The 19,430-nt window shown below is 29.0% G+C and carries 17 protein-coding genes and 1 pseudogene; 8 read left to right on the top strand and 10 right to left on the bottom strand.

The genetic code is table 11. From position 1 onward, the window contains the following. Window positions 1-166 precede the first annotated feature (166 nt). Both ACFDSN_RS02715 and ACFDSN_RS02710 read right to left on the bottom strand, forming a co-directional pair. Window positions 167-367, bottom strand: a pseudogene (locus ACFDSN_RS02715) (dodecin family protein). Between the two features lie 42 nt (window positions 368-409). Then, window positions 410-1,312, bottom strand: a complete 903-nt coding sequence (locus tag ACFDSN_RS02710) for a NifU family protein (protein WP_375238289.1) — start codon at window positions 1,310-1,312, stop codon at window positions 410-412. A gap of 207 nt (window positions 1,313-1,519) precedes the next feature. Here ACFDSN_RS02710 and ACFDSN_RS02705 point away from each other — a divergent pair, with 207 nt between their 5' ends. Beyond that, window positions 1,520-2,533 (top strand): type IX secretion system membrane protein PorP/SprF, encoded by a 1,014-nt coding sequence (locus ACFDSN_RS02705; protein WP_375238288.1) that lies wholly within the window; start codon window positions 1,520-1,522, stop codon window positions 2,531-2,533. Between the two features lie 47 nt (window positions 2,534-2,580). Here the strand turns inward: ACFDSN_RS02705 and ACFDSN_RS02700 are convergent, their stop codons facing one another. After that, window positions 2,581-3,612 carry an SIMPL domain-containing protein gene (locus ACFDSN_RS02700; RefSeq protein ID WP_375238287.1) on the bottom strand — a complete coding sequence of 344 codons (1,032 nt, stop codon included), beginning with the start codon at window positions 3,610-3,612 and terminating at the stop codon, window positions 2,581-2,583. Between the two features lie 205 nt (window positions 3,613-3,817). Here ACFDSN_RS02700 and ACFDSN_RS02695 point away from each other — a divergent pair, with 205 nt between their 5' ends. The 4 genes from ACFDSN_RS02695 to ACFDSN_RS02680 all read left to right on the top strand — a co-directional run bounded on the left by ACFDSN_RS02695 (window position 3,818) and on the right by ACFDSN_RS02680 (window position 7,758). Next, the gene (locus ACFDSN_RS02695; RefSeq protein WP_375238286.1) at window positions 3,818-5,962 is read left to right on the top strand and encodes a histidine kinase; all 2,145 of its coding nucleotides are present in this window, start codon (window positions 3,818-3,820) and stop codon (window positions 5,960-5,962) included. A 79-nt stretch (window positions 5,963-6,041) separates the two neighbouring features. Continuing rightward, on the top strand, window positions 6,042-6,467 hold the full coding sequence (locus tag ACFDSN_RS02690; protein ID WP_375238285.1) for a hypothetical protein: 426 nt from the start codon (window positions 6,042-6,044) through the stop codon (window positions 6,465-6,467). Beyond that, complete coding sequence (locus ACFDSN_RS02685) at window positions 6,464-7,198, top strand: LytR/AlgR family response regulator transcription factor (protein ID WP_375238284.1); 735 nt, start codon at window positions 6,464-6,466, stop codon at window positions 7,196-7,198. Before ACFDSN_RS02690 ends, ACFDSN_RS02685 begins: the two co-directional genes overlap by 4 nt. 41 nt (window positions 7,199-7,239) lie before the next feature. Then, window positions 7,240-7,758, top strand: coding sequence for a gamma carbonic anhydrase family protein (locus ACFDSN_RS02680; RefSeq protein WP_375238283.1), 519 nt, complete (start codon window positions 7,240-7,242; stop codon window positions 7,756-7,758). A gap of 11 nt (window positions 7,759-7,769) precedes the next feature. Here the strand turns inward: ACFDSN_RS02680 and ACFDSN_RS02675 are convergent, their stop codons facing one another. Then, window positions 7,770-8,681 carry a GYDIA family GHMP kinase gene (locus ACFDSN_RS02675; protein WP_375238282.1) on the bottom strand — a complete coding sequence of 304 codons (912 nt, stop codon included), beginning with the start codon at window positions 8,679-8,681 and terminating at the stop codon, window positions 7,770-7,772. A 24-nt stretch (window positions 8,682-8,705) separates the two neighbouring features. Beyond that, complete coding sequence (locus ACFDSN_RS02670; RefSeq protein WP_375238281.1) at window positions 8,706-10,001, bottom strand: hydroxymethylglutaryl-CoA reductase, degradative; 1,296 nt, start codon at window positions 9,999-10,001, stop codon at window positions 8,706-8,708. A 178-nt stretch (window positions 10,002-10,179) separates the two neighbouring features. On the opposite strand from ACFDSN_RS02670, the gene ACFDSN_RS02665 reads away from it, so the two are divergent. The 3 genes from ACFDSN_RS02665 to ACFDSN_RS02655 all read left to right on the top strand — a co-directional run bounded on the left by ACFDSN_RS02665 (window position 10,180) and on the right by ACFDSN_RS02655 (window position 14,645). After that, window positions 10,180-12,369 (top strand): S9 family peptidase, encoded by a 2,190-nt coding sequence (locus tag ACFDSN_RS02665; protein WP_375238280.1) that lies wholly within the window; start codon window positions 10,180-10,182, stop codon window positions 12,367-12,369. A gap of 27 nt (window positions 12,370-12,396) precedes the next feature. Further along, on the top strand, window positions 12,397-13,986 hold the full coding sequence (locus ACFDSN_RS02660; protein ID WP_375238279.1) for a peptide MFS transporter: 1,590 nt from the start codon (window positions 12,397-12,399) through the stop codon (window positions 13,984-13,986). A gap of 113 nt (window positions 13,987-14,099) precedes the next feature. After that, window positions 14,100-14,645, top strand: a complete 546-nt coding sequence (locus tag ACFDSN_RS02655) for a thioredoxin family protein (protein WP_375238278.1) — start codon at window positions 14,100-14,102, stop codon at window positions 14,643-14,645. 5 nt (window positions 14,646-14,650) lie between these two features. Here the strand turns inward: ACFDSN_RS02655 and ACFDSN_RS02650 are convergent, their stop codons facing one another. Genes ACFDSN_RS02650 through surE form a run of 5 tightly spaced genes read right to left on the bottom strand, consistent with a single transcriptional unit; the run spans window position 14,651 to window position 19,394 of the window. After that, on the bottom strand, window positions 14,651-16,672 hold the full coding sequence (locus tag ACFDSN_RS02650; RefSeq protein WP_375238277.1) for a ComEC/Rec2 family competence protein: 2,022 nt from the start codon (window positions 16,670-16,672) through the stop codon (window positions 14,651-14,653). Between the two features lie 17 nt (window positions 16,673-16,689). Continuing rightward, entirely contained in the window at window positions 16,690-17,223 is a 534-nt protein-coding gene (locus tag ACFDSN_RS02645) for a C40 family peptidase (RefSeq protein ID WP_375238276.1), read from the bottom strand. Then, window positions 17,224-18,339, bottom strand: coding sequence for a lipid-A-disaccharide synthase (lpxB, locus tag ACFDSN_RS02640; RefSeq protein WP_375238275.1), 1,116 nt, complete (start codon window positions 18,337-18,339; stop codon window positions 17,224-17,226). Between the two features lie 4 nt (window positions 18,340-18,343). After that, the gene (locus ACFDSN_RS02635; protein WP_375238274.1) at window positions 18,344-18,625 is read right to left on the bottom strand and encodes a hypothetical protein; all 282 of its coding nucleotides are present in this window, start codon (window positions 18,623-18,625) and stop codon (window positions 18,344-18,346) included. Beyond that, complete coding sequence (surE, locus tag ACFDSN_RS02630; protein WP_375238273.1) at window positions 18,615-19,394, bottom strand: 5'/3'-nucleotidase SurE; 780 nt, start codon at window positions 19,392-19,394, stop codon at window positions 18,615-18,617. Before surE ends, ACFDSN_RS02635 begins: the two co-directional genes overlap by 11 nt. Window positions 19,395-19,430: the final 36 nt, after the last annotated feature.

Here is a 19,430-nt window from a genome sequence, read left to right as displayed (position 1 = left end):
GTGACTATTGGTTTACAGTAGAATACAGAGAACCAAACTCTGGATCTAATGATAAAAAACAATTCCAAGCGCACTTTACATTAAAACGATAATTAATATTAAGAAAAATAAAAACAGCCAAAATACAAATGTATTTTGGCTGTTTTTATTTTTTTGTAAATAAGGTTTATTTTACTTCAAAAGTTAATTTTAAACTTACTCTAAATTCTGTTACTTCATTGTCTTTAACTACAGCGCTTTGGTCTTGTACGAATACAGATTTAATGTTTTTCACACTTTTAGAAGCCTGTCATACAGCTTTTTTTGTTGCATCTTCCCAACTTTTATCTGAATTTGATAATACTTCAATTACTTTTAATACTGCCATTTTATTGTTTTTTAATGTTAAGTTTTAAAGTTAATAAAATATTTAACCATTAATAGCTTCAACACTATTAATTTTACCTTTCATCATTTCTTTTAACATGTTTTCAATCCCACTTTTAAGTGTATAGGTAGAAGATGGACAACCACTACAGGCTCCTTGTAAAATAACTTTTACGACTTTGGTTTCAGAATTATAGGATTCAAATTGAATATTTCCTCCATCACTTGCAACCGCAGGTTTTACATATTCTTCAAGTATATTTATAATTTCTTTAGAAGTATCATCATAAGATTCATATTTGATATCTAAAATTTCGGCAGATTTTTCTTTTGCAATTTTAGCCTCTGGGTTAACAAGTTCTTTACCTGTCTCAATATATGCTCTAATAAATTCTCTTAACTCAAAAGTGATATCATCCCATTCTGTAATATCAAACTTTGTAATTGAGATAAAATTTTCATCTATAAAAATAGACTTAACAAAAGGGAAATTAAATAATTTTGTAGCTAGTTCTGATGATTTTGCAGTATCAATAGATGTGAATTCAAAACTAGAAGTAACTAATTTTTTATTAGCTACAAATTTTAAAACAGAAGGATTAGGAGTGCTTTCTGCATAAACTGTAACAGCTATTTTTTTGTTTTGAAGCTCTTCATTTATTACAGGTTTCCCTTCATTAAGGTAATTTGTGATTTGTTCTGCAACTTCGTCTTGAACTTGATTCCAGCCAATTATATTATATCTTTCAATTGCAACAAAATTACTTGATATGTATACTTTTTTTACAAAAGGTAAATAGAATAGTTGTTGTGCTAATGGAGAATCATTTGCTTCATCTATATTATTGTATTCAAAACTTTGATGTTTTGTTATAAATTTATTGGTTTCAAACTTTAAAATAGTATCGTTTGAAGTAGGTATTATACTAACTGTAAATGCAGACATTCTCTTTTTTTAATGCAAAAATAATAAAACTTAACCCTAATTTTCTTTTTATTTAACACAGAATAGTTATTTTTAGCTAAAATCTATAAGGAAACCATTATAATTAATAAAACTAAATTTATATATTTGGCTATTATTTATATTTTTTATAATAATAAGTTTATTAAGTGGAACATACCCAAATCTGTTTCATCTAAATTAGAAACTATGAAATTTGACAAAGTATTATTTTTAGCGTTTGCAACATTATTTTTTTCAAACGTATCTTTTTCTCAAGAAGGAATGCCTATATATTCAGATTATTTAACAGATAATCTGTATTTAATACATCCATCTATGGCAGGTGCAGCTAATTGTGCTAAAATTAGATTAACAGGAAGACAACAGTGGTTTGGAGATGAAGATGCGCCAGCTTTGTTAAGTGTTAGTGCTAATGGACGTATTGGTGAGTCTCAATCTGGAGTTGGAGGAATTGCATATTCAGATAAAAATGGTTTTCATTCTCAAACTGGAGCTTACTTAACCTATGCGCATCATTTACTTTTTTCTAGAAGTGAGGTTGACTTAAATCAATTATCTTTTGGATTAAGTGTTGGAGCAATTCAATATAAGTTAGATGAGACTAAGTTTTTGCAAGACGGATACGATCCAATTATTGCTGGTGTAGAGCAATCTGCAACAAATTTCAATGTAGATTTAGGTTTTTCTTATAGTTTGTATAATTTTTCTGCTCATGCAACTGTAAAGAATTTATTAAAGAATGACGGTATTAATTTTAATGAGCAAGGTTTAAGTTATGACAATTTAAGAACTTATATCTTTTCTATGGGTAATACATTCTCTGTTGGAGATGATTTATTAGTAGAGCCATCTTTTATGATTTTTCATAGAGATGCTACTAAAGAAACAACATTTGATATAAATGCTAAAGTATATAAGCCAATGGATTTTGGTAAACTTTGGGGTGGATTATCTTACAGAAGAAGTTTAGATGGAGCTGAGTATATTGGTCCTGAAAGTACTACTGTAGAGTCTCAAAAACTACAATACATTACTCCAGTTTTTGGAGCAGATTATAAACAATATGTTTTTGCTTATACATATAGTTATCAAATGAATGATGTTGTATTTAATAAAGGTGGTTTTCACCAATTTACTATAGGTTATAATTTTAACTGTAGAAGAGAAAAGTATAAGTGTAATTGTCCTGCAATTAACTAATATTTAATATTAAAATAAAAAAGCTTCGCAATTAGCGAAGCTTTTTTTTATTGAGTAGGTAGCTCTTTGTAGTTTACATTTCCATCTGGCGAGACCAAATAATATTTATATTTAGTTTCGGTTTTAATTTTTGGTGTTGCCTTTTTTTCTATAGGTTTTAGGGTTAATTGTAACTTAATGTTCATGCCTACTTGCACTACTGGTTCTAGAATTGAAGGATTAATTACAATATCAAAAGTTTCATAAGTTAAAGGTTGATAGTAGTATGATGTTTGTTTTGCTACTTTGTTAATTCCGTTTCTTTTTTTTATAGCCTCAAAAGAAATACTATTAAAAGCTTGATAACTTCGGTAAAAATTCTTCGGAAAATAGCAATAACTATCATCTGCAACAGTTGGTGTATAGTTTTCTATATTGAAACCTAAAGCTTCATAATATGCTTTTTTTTCATTTATTAATATTAATAGTTTTTTTTGTAGGTTTTTATAGACATAATTAACGTCTTCAATAAAATAATCTACTTTTACTAGATTGTAGATTTCGTTACTAGCACAAGCTTTTAAAATGGTTTCAAATGTTTTAGTATCTTGAAATTTAATGAGAAGATTTTTTTGAAGTTCAAATCCAATTGGGACTTCGTTGTACGTTTTACTAAATATTTTTTTAACAACTTCTAGTTCAAACTTTGGGACAAAAGAAATTACATCTATAGAAATATCTTTTTCTAAAACACCTTTTAGTTTTAAAATGTTTTTTACACTATTTATTCTATTATCCATTAATAGATTTGTTGAATCTGCAGTGCTACCAATTTGAGATAAGTTAAAAACAGCAGTGTAACTTGCAGCAGTAACATTCTGTAATGCCTTTACGTCTATAGTTAAAGTAGAACTTGGAGTAAGTGTTTTTTGATAATGTTGTCGCTCTGTAGGATTATAAATAGTAGCGTTTCCAGATGTTGCTATATTTTGCCTAGAAATTGTTCCGCTTTCTAAATGATTAAAATTCCCTTTGTGTTGTGCTTGTATCAAAATTACTTGAAACAAACAAAAGGCTGTAAATAAAATACTGTTTTTCATAATTATATAGGTTTAATTTTGGCTAAACTTATATTCAACTTAAATATAAAAAAAACAATAATGAGTAAACGATATGTATTGACGAGTAAAAGTTTAAGTTCATTTCGTAAACGAAGCAGTTTTATAGAATTTTAAGCAATTATTTAAAAACAGTATTTTATTAACTGTAATAAAGTATGTATGTTTATAAAAGTTTAAAAAAAGAATGAAACACTTACTGCTATATATTTTAATTTTATTTTCTGCTTCTGCTTTTGCACAAAATGACAATGCTCTTTATAATAATGAGTTAGATAATCTATTTACATTAAAAGGACTTGTTCAAGAAAATAAGAATAACCCAATTAACAATGTAGTTATAAAAGTTAATGGAGGTTTTTACGCCAAAACAAATAACTTAGGCGAATTTTCGTTACAAGTAAAGATAGGAGATGTAGTAACAATAACCCACCAAGATTTTAATACTGTTGATTATAACGTTGAATCAAAAGAAGATATTTTAATAGTTGTAGAGTCTTTTAGTGAAACGATTCAGCAAGTTGAAATTGTAGAAACACCATATACAAAAGCTTTAGACTCTGCTAAGTTTTATAAAACTATCTCTGCAGAAAAAAGTGCGCAATTTGTTGTTGAAGGTATAAGTTATAGTAAATCTGTTAACGATAACGCAAGAGCTTTCGAAATACTTGCAGAAACTTATATGTATTGGAAACAATATGATTTAGCTATTACTAATTACCGAATTAGTTTAAATAACACTAATTCAAATTCAGTTAAACTAAAATTAGCCCAAGCTTATTTTTTAAATAACAATCTAGTTAAAAGTTTGGATGTTTATAACAATGTTAAATCTGAAGAACTTTCTAATTGGGATTTAATTTCTAAAAATGAAGGTGTTGCAGATGTTTACTTTAAATCTAATAAAATAAAGGAAGCATTAAACTTATATAAAAAAGCACTAGTTAAAGCAAGTGAGACAAAAATTAAGTTAAAGCAAATAGAATTAAACTCTAAGATTGCTGAAGTTTATAAAAAAATGCGAGCTTATTCCGAAGCCGAAAACTACTATAATAAAGCTTTAAATCTTGCTGGAAAAGAAAGTAAAAAACGTTTAATAGAAGAAAAAGTAAAAGTTGCAGATTTTAAAAACGAAATTAATAAATATGATGATGAGATAGAAGCTAGAGAATCTATAATTAAAGACGTTATAATTGAATCTCCAAAAATGTCTTTTCCAAACGAAAGTGCTTTAACACTTCAGAAGCAAAATTATAAAATTGGTAATGCATTTTATTTAAAAAAAGAATATAACCAAGCGGTTCCTTATTTAGAAAAGAGTATAAAAATAGCATCGGATAAAGAAGATTTAATAGTTGAAAAAGATGCGACTAAAAAATTAAGTGAAGTTTATAGTGCATCAAAAAAATATGATAAAGCCCTAGAAACCTATAAGGAATATACCAATTTAGTTGAAGCGCTTTATATCAAAAAAGAACAAGAAATATCTCAAGCAATTCGGTTTTCTAAACGTTTAGCAGAAAAACAGAATAGAATTACTTCTCTAGAAACCGATAGACAATTAGCGTTAAGTCAGGTAGAATTAACTTCGGAAAAAACCAAGCGTCAACAATTAGTAATTTACTCTTTAATTGGTGGTTTGTTTTTAGTCTTACTATTAGCATATTTAATGTTTAAATTTATCAAGCAACAACGCCTAGCAAATAATTTATTAGCCTTAAAGTCGTTAAGAAGTCAAATGAATCCTCATTTTATATTCAATGCACTAAATTCTGTTAACAGTTTTATAGCTGTTAATGATGAACGAACAGCAAATAAATATTTATCGGATTTCTCTAAGTTAATGCGATCTGTTTTAGAGAATAGTGAAGAAGATTTTATTCCATTAGAAAACGAAATAGATTTAATTAGACGCTATACAAAATTAGAACATTTTAGATTTCAAGATAAGTTTGATTACACAATTTCAGTAGACGAAAAAATTACAATTTCAGATTATAAAATTCCACCAATGCTATTACAGCCGTACATAGAAAACGCGGTTTGGCATGGCTTACGTTATAAAGAAGAAAAAGGAGTTTTAGATATTAATATTTCTTTAGTAAAAGTTAGTTCTATAAAAATAACCATAACAGATAATGGAATAGGCAGAGAGCAATCTAAAGCTTTAAAAACCAATAATCAGAAAAAGCATAATAGTAAAGGTCTAGGTAATATTTCAAAACGTGTAGAGATTTTAAATAATATGTATAAGGATAAGATTTCTGTAAGTGTTTTAGATAATCCAATAGAAACTGGAACGCTTGTGATTTTAACTTTAAGAAAAGAATAATACTATGAGGTTATTTATTATAATAGTTTTATTCATATCTATAAGTTGTTGTAGAAGTTATACTTCAATGGATCCTTGTATGAGATTAAACTTTACATTAAGTTCTATTATCCAACGAAATATAAAATCAGGGAACTTTAAATCAAATCCATTAATAGTTAGAGACGGTAGAGTTGAAGGATTATTAAATGAAGTAAATGTAAAAACTTATGACACTTTATATGTTTCGGAAGGTAATAAATCCATAGTAAACTCTAATTCAAATTATTTTATTAATTTATATGGGGAAAGAGCAAATGATGGTATTGTGTTTTATAGAACCAAAGATTATGAGAAAGAATATGGTGTAAGGATGATTTGTCTTGTAGATTCAAAAGAGGTTTCTCTAAAATATTTTAAAAAGATTCAAAGAAAAAATAAAACAAGAATAAGTTATTTATTAACCGGGATTTATCTTGAAAATAATGAAAAGGTTAATATAATTAACATCAACCAAATCTTATGAAATTAAACGCCATTTTAGTAGAAGACGAAAAAATAAGTCGTGATATTTTAAGTAATTATTTAGCTAAATATTGTCCAAATATTAATCTAATAGCTCAAGCAGAAAATATACAACAAGGTTTAGAGTTAATCCAAACTAACAATTTAGATGTCGTTTTTTTAGATGTAGAAATGCCTTACGGAAATGCTTTTGACTTATTAGATAAAGTTGAAAACAAAACCTTTGAAACCATTTTTGTAACTGCTTATAATAATTATGCTGTAGATGCTTTAAACGCGCATGCATCTTATTATTTAATGAAACCAATAGAGATAGACGAGCTTATAAAAGCTGTAGATTATGTTACCGATATAAAAACGAAAGAAAATGCATTACAAGAGCAAATATTAGTGCCAAAAATTAATACAGTTCAAGGTAAAATAACCATTCCTTTACAAGATGGATTTGAAGTTATAGAAACCAAAGACATTATGTTTTGTAAAGCAGACGATAATTACACAGAAATTTATTTAAATACAAATAAAAAGAAACTAGTAAGTAAAACGTTGAAGTATTTTGATGAAGCTTTACAGGAATCTGGTTTTGCAAGAATCCATAAAAGTTATTTAGTAAACGTAAACGAAATTACTAAATATGTAAAAGGAAAAGGCGGAAGCGTTGTTTTATCTAACGGAAAAGAACTAAGTGTTTCAGCATCAAGAAAAGCTAATCTATTGGCTTATTTTAAATAAAATTAACTAAAAAACGAAGACTAATTATTAATAGAAGAATTATGCCACTAATAAAAAAAGTAAACGGACATTCACCAAAAATTGAAGACGATTGTTACATCTCAGAAAACGCAACTATTTTAGGAAACGTAACCATAGGAAAACAATGTAGTATTTGGTTTAACGCAGTGTTGCGTGGTGATGTAAATTCTATTGTTTTAGGTAATAAAGTTAATATTCAAGATGGCGCCATTGTGCATTGCACATTTCAAAAATTTGCAACAACTATTGGAAATAACGTTTCTGTTGGTCATAACGCAATTGTTCATGGTTGTACAATTCACGATAATGTGTTAATTGGTATGGGAAGTATTGTAATGGATAATTGTGTGGTAGAAAGTAATAGTATTATTGCAGCTGGCGCAGTGGTTACTCAAAACACACGTGTAGAATCTGGTAGTATTTATGCAGGAGTTCCTGCTGTAAAAGTAAAAGATATTTCCGAAGAATTAATTAATGGAGAAATTAATAGAATTGCAGATAATTACTTGAAGTATTCTGGTTGGTATTCTGAGGAATAGATTTTTGTTAATTAAGACAAAATCATTTCATCCCAACTCAAAACAGTATCAAAACCTTTAGACTCAAAATAAGGTTTAGGATTTTCTTTAGAAGTAATCAATACAAAATCTCCGCCCCAAGCGCCAAGACTTTTTATACTACCATTAAAATCTTTGAACAATCTATTTTTTACAGTTTCTTGTTTGGTTATGTTTGAAATAAGAGTTTCGTGTTTAGTAATTAAATTACAGAATGTATTAAAATTGGTTGTACCGCTAATTTGTTTTGTAATACCTGAAATTTCTATAATAGTATCTTTTAAATCAAACTGTTGTGCTTTGTAATGTTTAATTCCATCACGACTATTTTGTTTTTGATTTAGATGCACAAAATACAAGTGGTTTTTAAATTCAGGATTAAAAGTGATTGGTTTTATGGTTGGAATAGTATTTTCTAAATTATAAAAAATAGGCGAACTATTTTGAGCGCAAGCAATATCGTAACCTGAACCACCAAAAGTTAAGTTTGATAATTTAAAAGCATCAATTTTAGCCCAATTAGCAATATTATTAAGTAGTGTTGATGATGAGCCTAAACCCCAATTTTGAGGAAACTCTAATTTAGAAGTCACATTAAAGCCAAATTCCGAATTTAAAAATTCAGGATTAAGAGATTTAGCAGCTTTAAGAATTTTAATTAAATTTTTAGAAATATCGTTTTCAATAGAACAAGAAATTAAGTTGTTTTCTAGTTTAAATTCAGCTTCAAACCAAATGGTATTTGTGTTAGTGTAACTTTTCCAAACTATAGAATTAGTATCATTTTTTTCAACATTTAAAAATTGTCCAAATTTTGTAGGAACCGCTAAAGCCAAAGCGTTATCTAGAACCACATATTCTGCGGTAAGTAATAATTTTCCTTGACTGTAAAAGGTTTCTTTCAATTTTAAAATTTAGATTTCTAACAATTAACTTCTCAGTTTCTCAATCGCATCAACAACTGCACTATGTGTAACTGTTTCAGTTTTAAATTTTTCTACAATTATAGTTTTCTCTTCCTTTGTAGCTTCAAACTGGTTAAGAATATTCATAAGGTGCATTTTCATATGTCCTTCTTGTATTCCTGTTGTTGTTAAAGATCTTAATGCGCCAAAATTTTGTGCTAAACCAGCAACAGCAACAATTTGCATTAATTCTTTAGCATTAGGATTACCTAAAATATCCAAAGCTAATTTAACCAATGGATGTAATTTAGTTAATCCGCCAACAGTCCCAAGTGCTAAAGGTAATTCTATCCAAAATGTAAAAATGCCATTTTCAACTTCTGCGTGAGTTAAACTAGTATATTTTCCATCTTTACTTGCATATGCGTGTACACCAGCTTCAACAGCTCTAAAATCATTTCCTGTTGCTAAAACCACAGCATCAATACCATTCATAATACCTTTGTTATGCGTTACTGCACGATAAGGTTCAATTTTAGCAATATTAACGGCTTGTACAAATTTGGTTGCAAATTCTTCAGCATTAATGCCTTTGTCAGTTAATTCTTCAACCTTACAACTTACGCTTGCTTTTACTAAGCAATTTGGTACGTAATTAGATAAAATACTCATTACTACATTTAGCTCATCTTTTAGTTTAGTTGCTTCGTTTTTTAAAGTAGTAGCAAACTGTTCTAAACATGAGTTTATAAAATTTGCGCCCATAGCATCAAGCGTTTCAAATGTAGCGTGTAATTGATAGTAGTCTTTTAAATCTTTGTTTTTGTTAACTAAAATAAGATCTAAAATTCCGCCGCCACGTTTTTCCATATTTTTGGTTATGGATTTAGCATCGCTTAATATTTGAGGTTTTATGGTATTGAAAAAAGCTTCTAGTTCTTCAAAAGCACCAGAATAAGTGAAATGAACTTGCCCTATTTTTTCGGTAGAAATTACTTCGGTTTTAAATCCACCACGAGATTCCCAAAATTTGGCAGCTTTACTTGCAGCAGCAACAACAGAACTCTCTTCAATAACCATTGGAATGGTGTAAATAGTTCCGTTAATATCAAAATTAGGAGCAACACCAAGTGGTAAATAGAAATTAGAAATGGTGTTTTCTATAAAATCGTCGTGAAGCTGCTGTAGTTTTTCATCACTATTCCAATACTGAGTAATGGTGTTTTTTGAAGCTTCATTTCCATTTAAATAGGTTGATGTCAACCAATCTATTTTTTCGTTTTTAGATAGTTTGGAAAAACCTGAAACTAATTTTGTCATTTGCATCGAATTATAATGCGGTAAAGATAACATTCTTATCTTAATTCAAAATGAAGCATTTAAGCTAATTGTAAAGGTTTTTTAACTATAAAACCAATCGTAAATAAGTGCTAATTAATAAGGTTTTTTGCGTAATTTTTAGTAAACTTGGACTCTTGTTATCAAAAAAATAATATATATGACGCTTAATAAGCTATTTACAGTTTGTTGCTTTTTAGTAACCACTATAATCTTTGCCCAAACAAAAGAAATTACATTAGAGGATATTTGGTCTAAAGGAACCTTTAGAACTGAACGTTTAGATGCATTGCATTCTATGAATAATGGAAAGCAATATTCAGTTTTAGATTATGATAGAGCTACAGGAAGTACAACCGTAGATGTATACGATTATAGTACTTTAGAAAAAACAAAAACATTAGTGAGTTCCTCCGATTTAGAAGCGATTCAGTATTTTACAGATTATAGCTTTAGTGAAGATGAAAGTAAAATTTTATTGGCAACTAAACAAGAATCAATATTTAGACGTTCTACTTTAGCTATTTATTTTGTGTACGATATTGCTTCAAAAAGTTTAACTAAGGTTTCAGAAAACAAAATACAGGAGCCAACATTTTCTCCAGATGGTTCTAAAATTGCCTTTGGGTATAACAATAATTTATATGTAAATGATTTAGTTACCGGTGCAACATCTCAATTAACAACAGATGGCGAAAAGAATAAAATTATTAACGGAATTACGGATTGGGTTTACGAAGAAGAATTTGCTTTTGTAAGAGCTTTTGATTGGAATGCAAACGGAACTAAAATTGCTTTTATTCGTTTTGACGAAACTAACGTTCCAGAATTTTCTATGGACGTTTATGGCACAAAACTTTACCAAACACAAACAGTTTTTAAATACCCTAAAGCCGGTGAGGCAAACTCTTTAGTGTCTCTACATACATTTGACTTGGCTACTAAAACTTTGAAAGAAGTTAAGGTTGATAAAGCTTATGAGGATTTTTATATCCCAAGAATTAATTGGACAAACAATCCAGATGTTTTAAGTGCACAATTTACAAATAGACATCAAAATGAATTGGATTTATGGATGATTAACACAAAATCGAATACAACTAATTTAGCAGTAGCAGAAAAAGACAAAGCCTATGTAGATGTTACTGATAACTTAACTTTTTTAGAAGATGATAGTTTTATTTGGACCAGCGAAAAAGATGGTTTTAATCATATCTATCATTACGATAAAAACGGAAAATTAATCAATCAAGTAACAAAAGGTAATTGGGAAGTAACATCTTATTATGGATACGATGCTAAGTCTAAGCGTATTTTTTATCAGTCTGTAGAAAATGGTGCTATTAATAGAGATGTTTATGCTATAAAATTAGATGGCCGTAAAAAACAACGTTTAAGTCAAAACACAGGAACCAATAACGCAGATTTTAGTGCAGATTTCTCTTACTTTATTAATACTTTTTCCTCTGTAAGTACGCCACCATTATATACGTTAAATACATCTAAAAAAGGTGAAATTTTAAAAATGATAAAAGATAATTCTAATACAAGAACCGTTGTTGCAGGATATAAAATGTCTAAAAAAGAGTTTTCTATAATTAATGTAAATGGAAACGATTTAAATATGTGGATGATTAAGCCATCTAATTTTGATGCTAAAAAACAATATCCAGTTTTAATGTATCAGTATTCTGGTCCAGGTTCGCAACAAGTAGCTAATAAATGGAACTCTGCAAACGATTACTGGTATTATATGTTAGCAGAGCAAGGTTATATTATTGCATGTATAGATGCAAGAGGAACTGGTTTTAAAGGTGCTGAGTTTAAAAAAGTAACTCAAAACGAATTAGGTAAGTTTGAAGTTGAAGATCAAATAGCAGCAGCTAAACTATTAGGTGCTCGAGAATACGTAAATAAAGATGAAATAGGAATTTGGGGTTGGTCTTATGGTGGATTTATGAGTTCTAATGCTTTGTTTAAAGGAAACGATACGTTTTCTATGGCAATTGCAGTAGCACCAGTTACAAGCTGGAGATTCTATGACTCTATTTATACAGAACGTTATATGACTACGCCACAAGAAAATGCTTCTGGTTACGACGATAATTCTCCAATTAATCACGTAGATAAATTAAAAGGTGATTTTTTATTAATTCATGGTTCTGGAGATGATAATGTACATGTTCAAAATACTATGCGAATGGTTGAGGCTCTAATTCAAGCTAATAAACAATTTGAATGGATGGTTTATCCAGACAAGAATCATGGTATTTACGGTGGAAACACACGTTTACACTTATACACTAAAATGACGAATTTTATTAATCGTACTTTAGGAGAAAATAAATAATTTTACTAATTAATATATTTATATAATATGGAATTTAAATTTGGAGGTTCAGAAACAAATCAAAAGACCGTTTTAGGTCATCCGTCTGGATTATTTGTTTTGTTTTTTACTGAAATGTGGGAACGTTTTTCTTACTATGGAATGCGTGCTTTGTTAGTACTTTTTTTAGTGTCATCAATAATCGATCAAGGTTGGGGTTGGGATAGAGGAGACGCTTTAATGCTTTATGGATGGTATACAGGTTTAGTATATATTACTCCAATTTTAGGTGGATTTATAGCCGATAAGTTTATGGGTTATAGAAACGCAATTGTTCTTGGTGCTTTAATAATGACACTAGGACATGCGTCTATGGCATTAGAAGGAATAACAGATATGTTCTTTTATCTTGGTCTGTTTTTCCTTATAATTGGGAATGGATTATTTAAGCCAAATATTTCGTCAATGGTTGGTCAATTATATTTAACTCAAGGAAAAGAAAAAGACGCAGGTTATACAATTTTCTATATGGGAATTAATGCTGGTGCATTTTTAGGTATTTTACTTTGTGGATATATAGGAGAAAAAGTTGGATGGCATTATGGATTTGGATTAGCTGGAATTTTTATGTTCTTCGGGATGTTGCAGTTTTATTTTGCTCAATCTATTTTTGCGAAAATTGGATTATCTCCAAAACAAACTCAAGATTTTGATGATGTAATTGAGGATTCAGTTGATAATGTAGAAGATAATATTGAGGAAGTTATAGACGAAGCTAAAAGTTCTAAGGTAACAAAGGATAGATTAATTGTAATTGGAGTTTTAGCATTCTTTACAATATTCTTTTGGTGGGCTTTTGAGCAAGCTGGTGGATCTATGACGATTTTTGCAGCAGATTATACAGATAGAACATTAACTGGTAGCGGAGCTTCTACATTTAAAATTTTCAATACTATTTTAACTATAGTGCCAATGTTAATAATAACATATGTTTTAGCAATGTTGTTTAAACAGACGTTTAAGAAATACGCTTTGTCTAATATATTATTAGGAATTAGTTTTGTTATAATTTGGGCTATTGTTATTTGGATGTTAGTAAGAGAATTTCAATCAAATGAAACAGAAGTTGCAGCATCTTGGTTTGGAATTTTAAATTCATTTTTTATAATTGCTTTTGCGCCATTGTTTTCTAAAATATGGCAGAGTAAGTATAATCCAACTGGTCCTGTTAAATTTGCAATTGGATTAATTTTATTAGGATTAGGGTTTGGGATTTTAGCATTTGGATCTATGGGAATTCCTTTAGGAGCTAAAACAGCATCTGTTAGTATGATATTTTTAATATTGGCTTATTTATTCCATACACTTGGAGAGTTGTGTGTTTCTCCGGTAGGTTTAAGTTATGTAAGTAAACTAGCTCCTGCAAAATTAGTAGGATTAATGTTTGGGGTTTGGTTCGTAGCTAATTTTATAGCTAATACTTTTGCTGGTATTACAGGTAGTTATATTGACCCAATAGTTGAGGATTATGGAATGACAACATTCTTTTTAATATTTACAATTATTCCTTTTGTAGCAGGTGTAACTATGATAATTTTAAACAAAACATTATTAAGAATGATGCATGGTATTAAATAATATCAAAACATTTTAAAATAAATATAAACGCTTCATTTTTTGAGGCGTTTTATTTTTTTGTAACTTTGGAATGCTATTTGCGACAGAACAAATAAATAAAACAAACAGATATAATGAAAAACATATTTTTAGTATTAGCTTTAGTAGTAACAACATTAGTAAGTGCACAAAAAGAAATTAATTGGGTAACTATTGAGCAAGCTGTAGAAATGCAGAAAAAAGCACCTAAAAAAATAATGATAGATGTTTATACATCTTGGTGTGGACCTTGTAAAATGTTAGATAAAAATACATTCCATAACGCAGATGTAGTAGATTATGTAAATAAAAACTATTACGCTGTAAAGTTTGATGCAGAAGGAAATGACACAGTTACTTTTCAAGGGAAAACCTATTCTAACCCAAGTTACGATCCCGCAAAAGCAAAAAGACGTAATTCTCAGCATCAATTAGCAGGAGCATTTGGTGTAAGATCTTACCCAACTATTTTATTTTTAGATGAATCAGCTAATGTTATTTCTCCAATTATTGGCTATAAAACACCACAACAATTAGAGTTATACTTAAAAATGTTTAAAAAAGATGAGCATAAAGAATTAACATCTCAAGATGCATTCAATAAGTATTACGAAGCTTTTAAATACGAGTTTAAGAAATAATCGTCTTAATAGTTTAATATAAAAGCGCCTTTTTCAGTAGTATGGAAAAGGCTTTTTTTATACTTGCAACTTTCTTTCCATCTACTAATATAACTTTTGTAATTACTGCCATCTGCTATAATTTTTTTCGGTTGTAAAGTTTTAATTAATCTGTCTAAATTTATTTTTGGCGATTGCCTTAACAATATGTAGTCTGGTTTAAAATTAAGGTGTTTGTAAACATTTAAGCTGTCAATTATTAAAAGTGATTTGTCTTTGAAGTTAATAAGGTTAGGGATAGAATCTACTCGAGTTGATTTAATAAAATTAGCTACTTTATAACTCGTTGTAATAGGATTTGTTTTAATGCTATCAGAATTATATAGATGTAAATTATTATTAGTTTTAAGACTAATTAAAGTTTGTTTCGTTTTGTGAAATATAACTAAGCTATTGTTTTTATTCTTCTGATTTGTGTAAATTAAACTCGACTGAAGCACAATTATAGTGATTAATAAAAAGATAATATTTTTAGCTTTGAATTTGTTCCAAGTTATATAAATAGTAATTACTAAAACAATACTTGTGATAAGGTTATATATGCTAAACGAAATATCTCTAATAAGAAATTCTTCAAAACTTGAAACCCAATTTAGGAATTCAGTTAGCCTTCTAATCACGTAGCTAAAAGTATCTGCAAGCCAACTTGGTAAATAATTCAATAAAGCTAAGAGAATAACTAATATGCCAAAACCAAGTATAAATCCTAAAGCAGGAATAATAACTAAGTTTGAAAGCCAAAACAAGCTAGGAAACTGATGAAAATAATACAAACTAACTGGTAAAACACCAAATTGTGCAGCTAGAGTAACCGAAAATGTTTGCCAGAAAAAGTTAACAAATTTATTTTTTGGAATCCAAAGTTTGGCTATCAATGGTTGAAACGCTACAATTGCGAAAACTGCAGAATAACTTAATTGAAATCCAACATCAAATAAAAATAAGGGTTTAACTAAGAGTATAATAAAAATCGAACTTATTAATGTGTTGTAAATATTAGTTATTCGCTTTAAATTCCACGCAATTGTAACTATACTAAACATTGTTGTGGCTCTTATTATAGACGCAGATGCTCCAGCAATAAAAGCATAACTCCATAAGAGAAGTACAATTAAAGCTGTCTTAACTGTTTTTCCGTATTTTATGTTTTCTATAGGTTTAAAGAGGAAATTCAATATTAAAAGTATAATTCCAATATGTAATCCAGAAACAGCAAGTATATGTATAGCACCTGCATTAGTATAGCTGTCGTAAACAGATTTTGTAATGTCTTGTCGCTGACCTAAAAGTAAAGCGTTTATAATTGCTAGTTCATCTTTAGAGAAATTATGTTTCTTAAGTCTTTCGTTAATAGTATTTCTGAGTTCCGCGGCATATCCATTTATGGTATGGGGAGAATTATCTAATAAAACAGAATTGTTATTGGAGCTATAAAATTGATGATAAACACCTTGTTTTTCTAAATAACTCTTATAGTTAAATTGGTTTGGATTTGGGGAAGTTTTAATAGGGATAAATTCCGTTGAGGTTTTGTAAATAGCATCTACTTTAAATGAGAATAAACTGTCTTTTTTAAGTTGAAGTAATGCGATTCCTTTCGTGGTTTTATTATTTACGTTTAAAATCTCAACATAATATTTAGAATAATAATTGTTGGATTTTAAGCGCTTTTTAATTTTATAGATTATAGTTTTGGTTGAAGCATTAGTTATAAAATGTGAATAATGTAAAGTGTTGTTTTTAGGGGAATTGATATTATAGCTTAGTGAGCCTAAACTCACAAAAGCGAATAGTGTAATAATACTGAATAATGATGTTTGTTCTTTTACCTTCGATTTATACAAAAATAAAAAAACAGCTGTAAATAGTAATAAAACTACAAAAACAACTGCTGATATATAAAGTGATATGCTAAAATAATAGGCAATTAAAATTCCAATTACTAAAGATAAAGTGAGTTTAAAAAGTGTAAAATTAAATAGTTTCACACTTAAATATAGTGATTTTATAATACACGTCTGGCTTGTACGTATGCTAAATACCAATATCTTTCTGATAGCATTGATTCCATAACACCTTTACTAGAACTAGAATGTATAAATTTAACATAGCCAGTTCTAGATTCTGTAACCAAACCTACGTGGTTAATATTTCTACTATTTTTACTTGTTGCAAAGAATATTAGATCCCCTTTTTTAATTGCTTTTACATCTATCCAAGTTCCTTTTTTTGCCATATCTCTAGAAACACGAGGTATAGGTATATTTTCTTCGCCAAAAGCTGTGTAAATTAAACCAGAACAGTCCATTCCCTTTTTTGTGGTTCCTCCAGTTTTATAGTTAACACCTAAATATACTTTAGCATTACTAACAATGTTATTCACAGTTTTAGAACTATAATTAGTTGAGGTAGACTTTGGTTTTGTGTTGTGCTTAGTTGTTGTTTTGCTAGACTTACGTGTGTTTACGTGCTTACTTTTTCTCGAGCCACAAGAAGATAGTATAATAAGCAACGTAAGTATTAATGTTATTTTTTTCATCTATAAAGACTTGTTTTTTATAATTAATTCTGCCGTTTTTTGGCTTGCGCCTTTTCCGCCAAGTTTGGTTTCTAATTCGTTATAGTAATTAAAAATTGTGCCACGTTTGGGGTCAGTTAAAATAGCAGTTAATTCTTTTTTAAGACGTTTTGTATTAAATTCATCTTGTATTAGTTCTGTTATAGCTTCTTTGTCAAGTATTAAATTAACTAAAGAGATATATTTTAAATTAATTAATCGTTTTCCTATTTGATAAGAAATCCAACTACCTTTGTAGCAAACAACTTGTGGCACTTTAAACAAACCAGTTTCTAAAGTGGCAGTTCCAGAAGTTACTAATGCTGCAGTACTAATGCTTAGTAAGTCGTAGGTTTTATTGCTAATAAATGTAATGTTGTCTTGGTTTATAAAAGTCTGATAGAAGCTAAAATCTTGACTTGGAGCACCAGCAATTACAAATTGATAATCTTTGAACTCTTCAGTAATGCTAAGCATAATACTAAGCATTTTAGAGATTTCTTGTTTTCTGCTTCCTGGTAATAGCGCAATAATAGGTTTGCTACTTAACTTATGCGTTGTTCTAAAATCAGTTTCATTAATGTCTGTTTTATTAAAGATAGCATCAATTAATGGATGACCAACAAAATTGACAGAATAGTTGTGTTTGTCTTCATAAAAAGGTTTCTCAAAAGGTAAAATAACATACATATTATCTACGTCTCGCTTAATGGCAGTAATTCTACTTTCTTTCCAAGCCCAAATTTGTGGCGAGATATAATAATCTGTAGTTATGTTTTTAGCTTTCGCCCATTTAGCAATTCGTAAATTAAAACCAGGATAGTCAATAAATATAATAGTATCCGGTTGGTAAGCTTCAATGTCAGTTTTACAAAAAGATAAGTTTTTAGTTATGGTTCTAAGGTTCATTATAACTTCTAAAAAGCCCATAAATGCCAAATCTCGGTAATGCTTAACTAAAGTACCGCCAACATTCTGCATTAAATCTCCACCCCAAAACCTAAACTCTGCATTTGAATCTTGTAATAAAAGCGATTTCATAAGATTACTTCCGTGTAAATCTCCCGAGGCTTCTCCTGCTATAATGTAGTATTTCATTAAGTTAAAATAGTTTTTGTATTAAAAAGACAAATGCTAAAATAATCGTGATAATTAAAACACCTTTTGCACGTAGTTCTTGGTCTTTATGAAGGAAGAAATAGAAAGCGGCTAAGTTTAATAAAGCACCTAGGTTTACAAGTTTGTTAAAAGAATTAAATCTCATAACTTGTTTAATAGATGTTACAAGGTCAAATTTTGAAAAAAACGTAAGGTAAAGTATGCTTCCAATAATGGTGGTAATAATACCTGTTACAATTCCTATGATTATATCTTTATTCTTCATTTAAATTCCATGTATTAAGTTGTTGTAAAAAGTGATGTGCTGTTAAATCAAATTGAACAGGAACTACAGAGATATAATGTTTTTCTAGAGCAAATTCATCTGTATCTTTTCCTTTATCTAAATTTTCAAATTCACCTGTAAGCCAATAGTAATCTTTGCCCTGAGGTGTTTTTCTTTTGTCGAACTTTTCTTTCCAATTTGCTTTTGCTTGTCGGCAAACCTTAATACCTTTAATCTTTTTGTTGTCCGAATTAGGGATGTTTACGTTTAAAACAACGCCTTCAGGTAGTTTGTTGTCTAAAACCTGTTTTGCAATTTGTTTAATAAAAGGTTTACTATGTTCAAAGTTTGCATTCCAATTATGATCTAATAAAGAAAACCCAATAGCTGGAACACTTTCAATACCAGCCTCAATAGCTGCACTCATTGTTCCGGAATAAATTACATTTATAGAAGAGTTAGAGCCGTGATTGATTCCAGAAACACAAAGATCTGGTTTTCGGTCTAAAACTTCGTTTATAGCAATTTTAACACAATCTGCTGGTGTTCCGGAGCAACTATAAGTTTTGTAGCTATCGTTTTTTTGAGTTAAATTATCTAAATGCAACACAGAGTTTAATGTAATAGCATGACCCATTCCACTTTGTGGACTATCTGGAGCTACAACCAAAACATCTCCTAAAGTTAGCATAACATCTATCAATGCTTTTATTCCTGGTGCAGTTACGCCATCATCATTTGTTATTAAAATTAAAGGTTTTTTAGACATTTAAAGCTGAATTATTTATTACAAAAATACATATTT

Origin of the sequence: Aurantibacter sp. (assembly GCF_042094015.1) — a bacterium.
GTDB lineage: Bacteria > Bacteroidota > Bacteroidia > Flavobacteriales > Flavobacteriaceae > Aurantibacter.
Note: the sequence above shows the minus strand (reverse complement) of the source record. Positions and strands in the feature narration are given on the sequence as shown.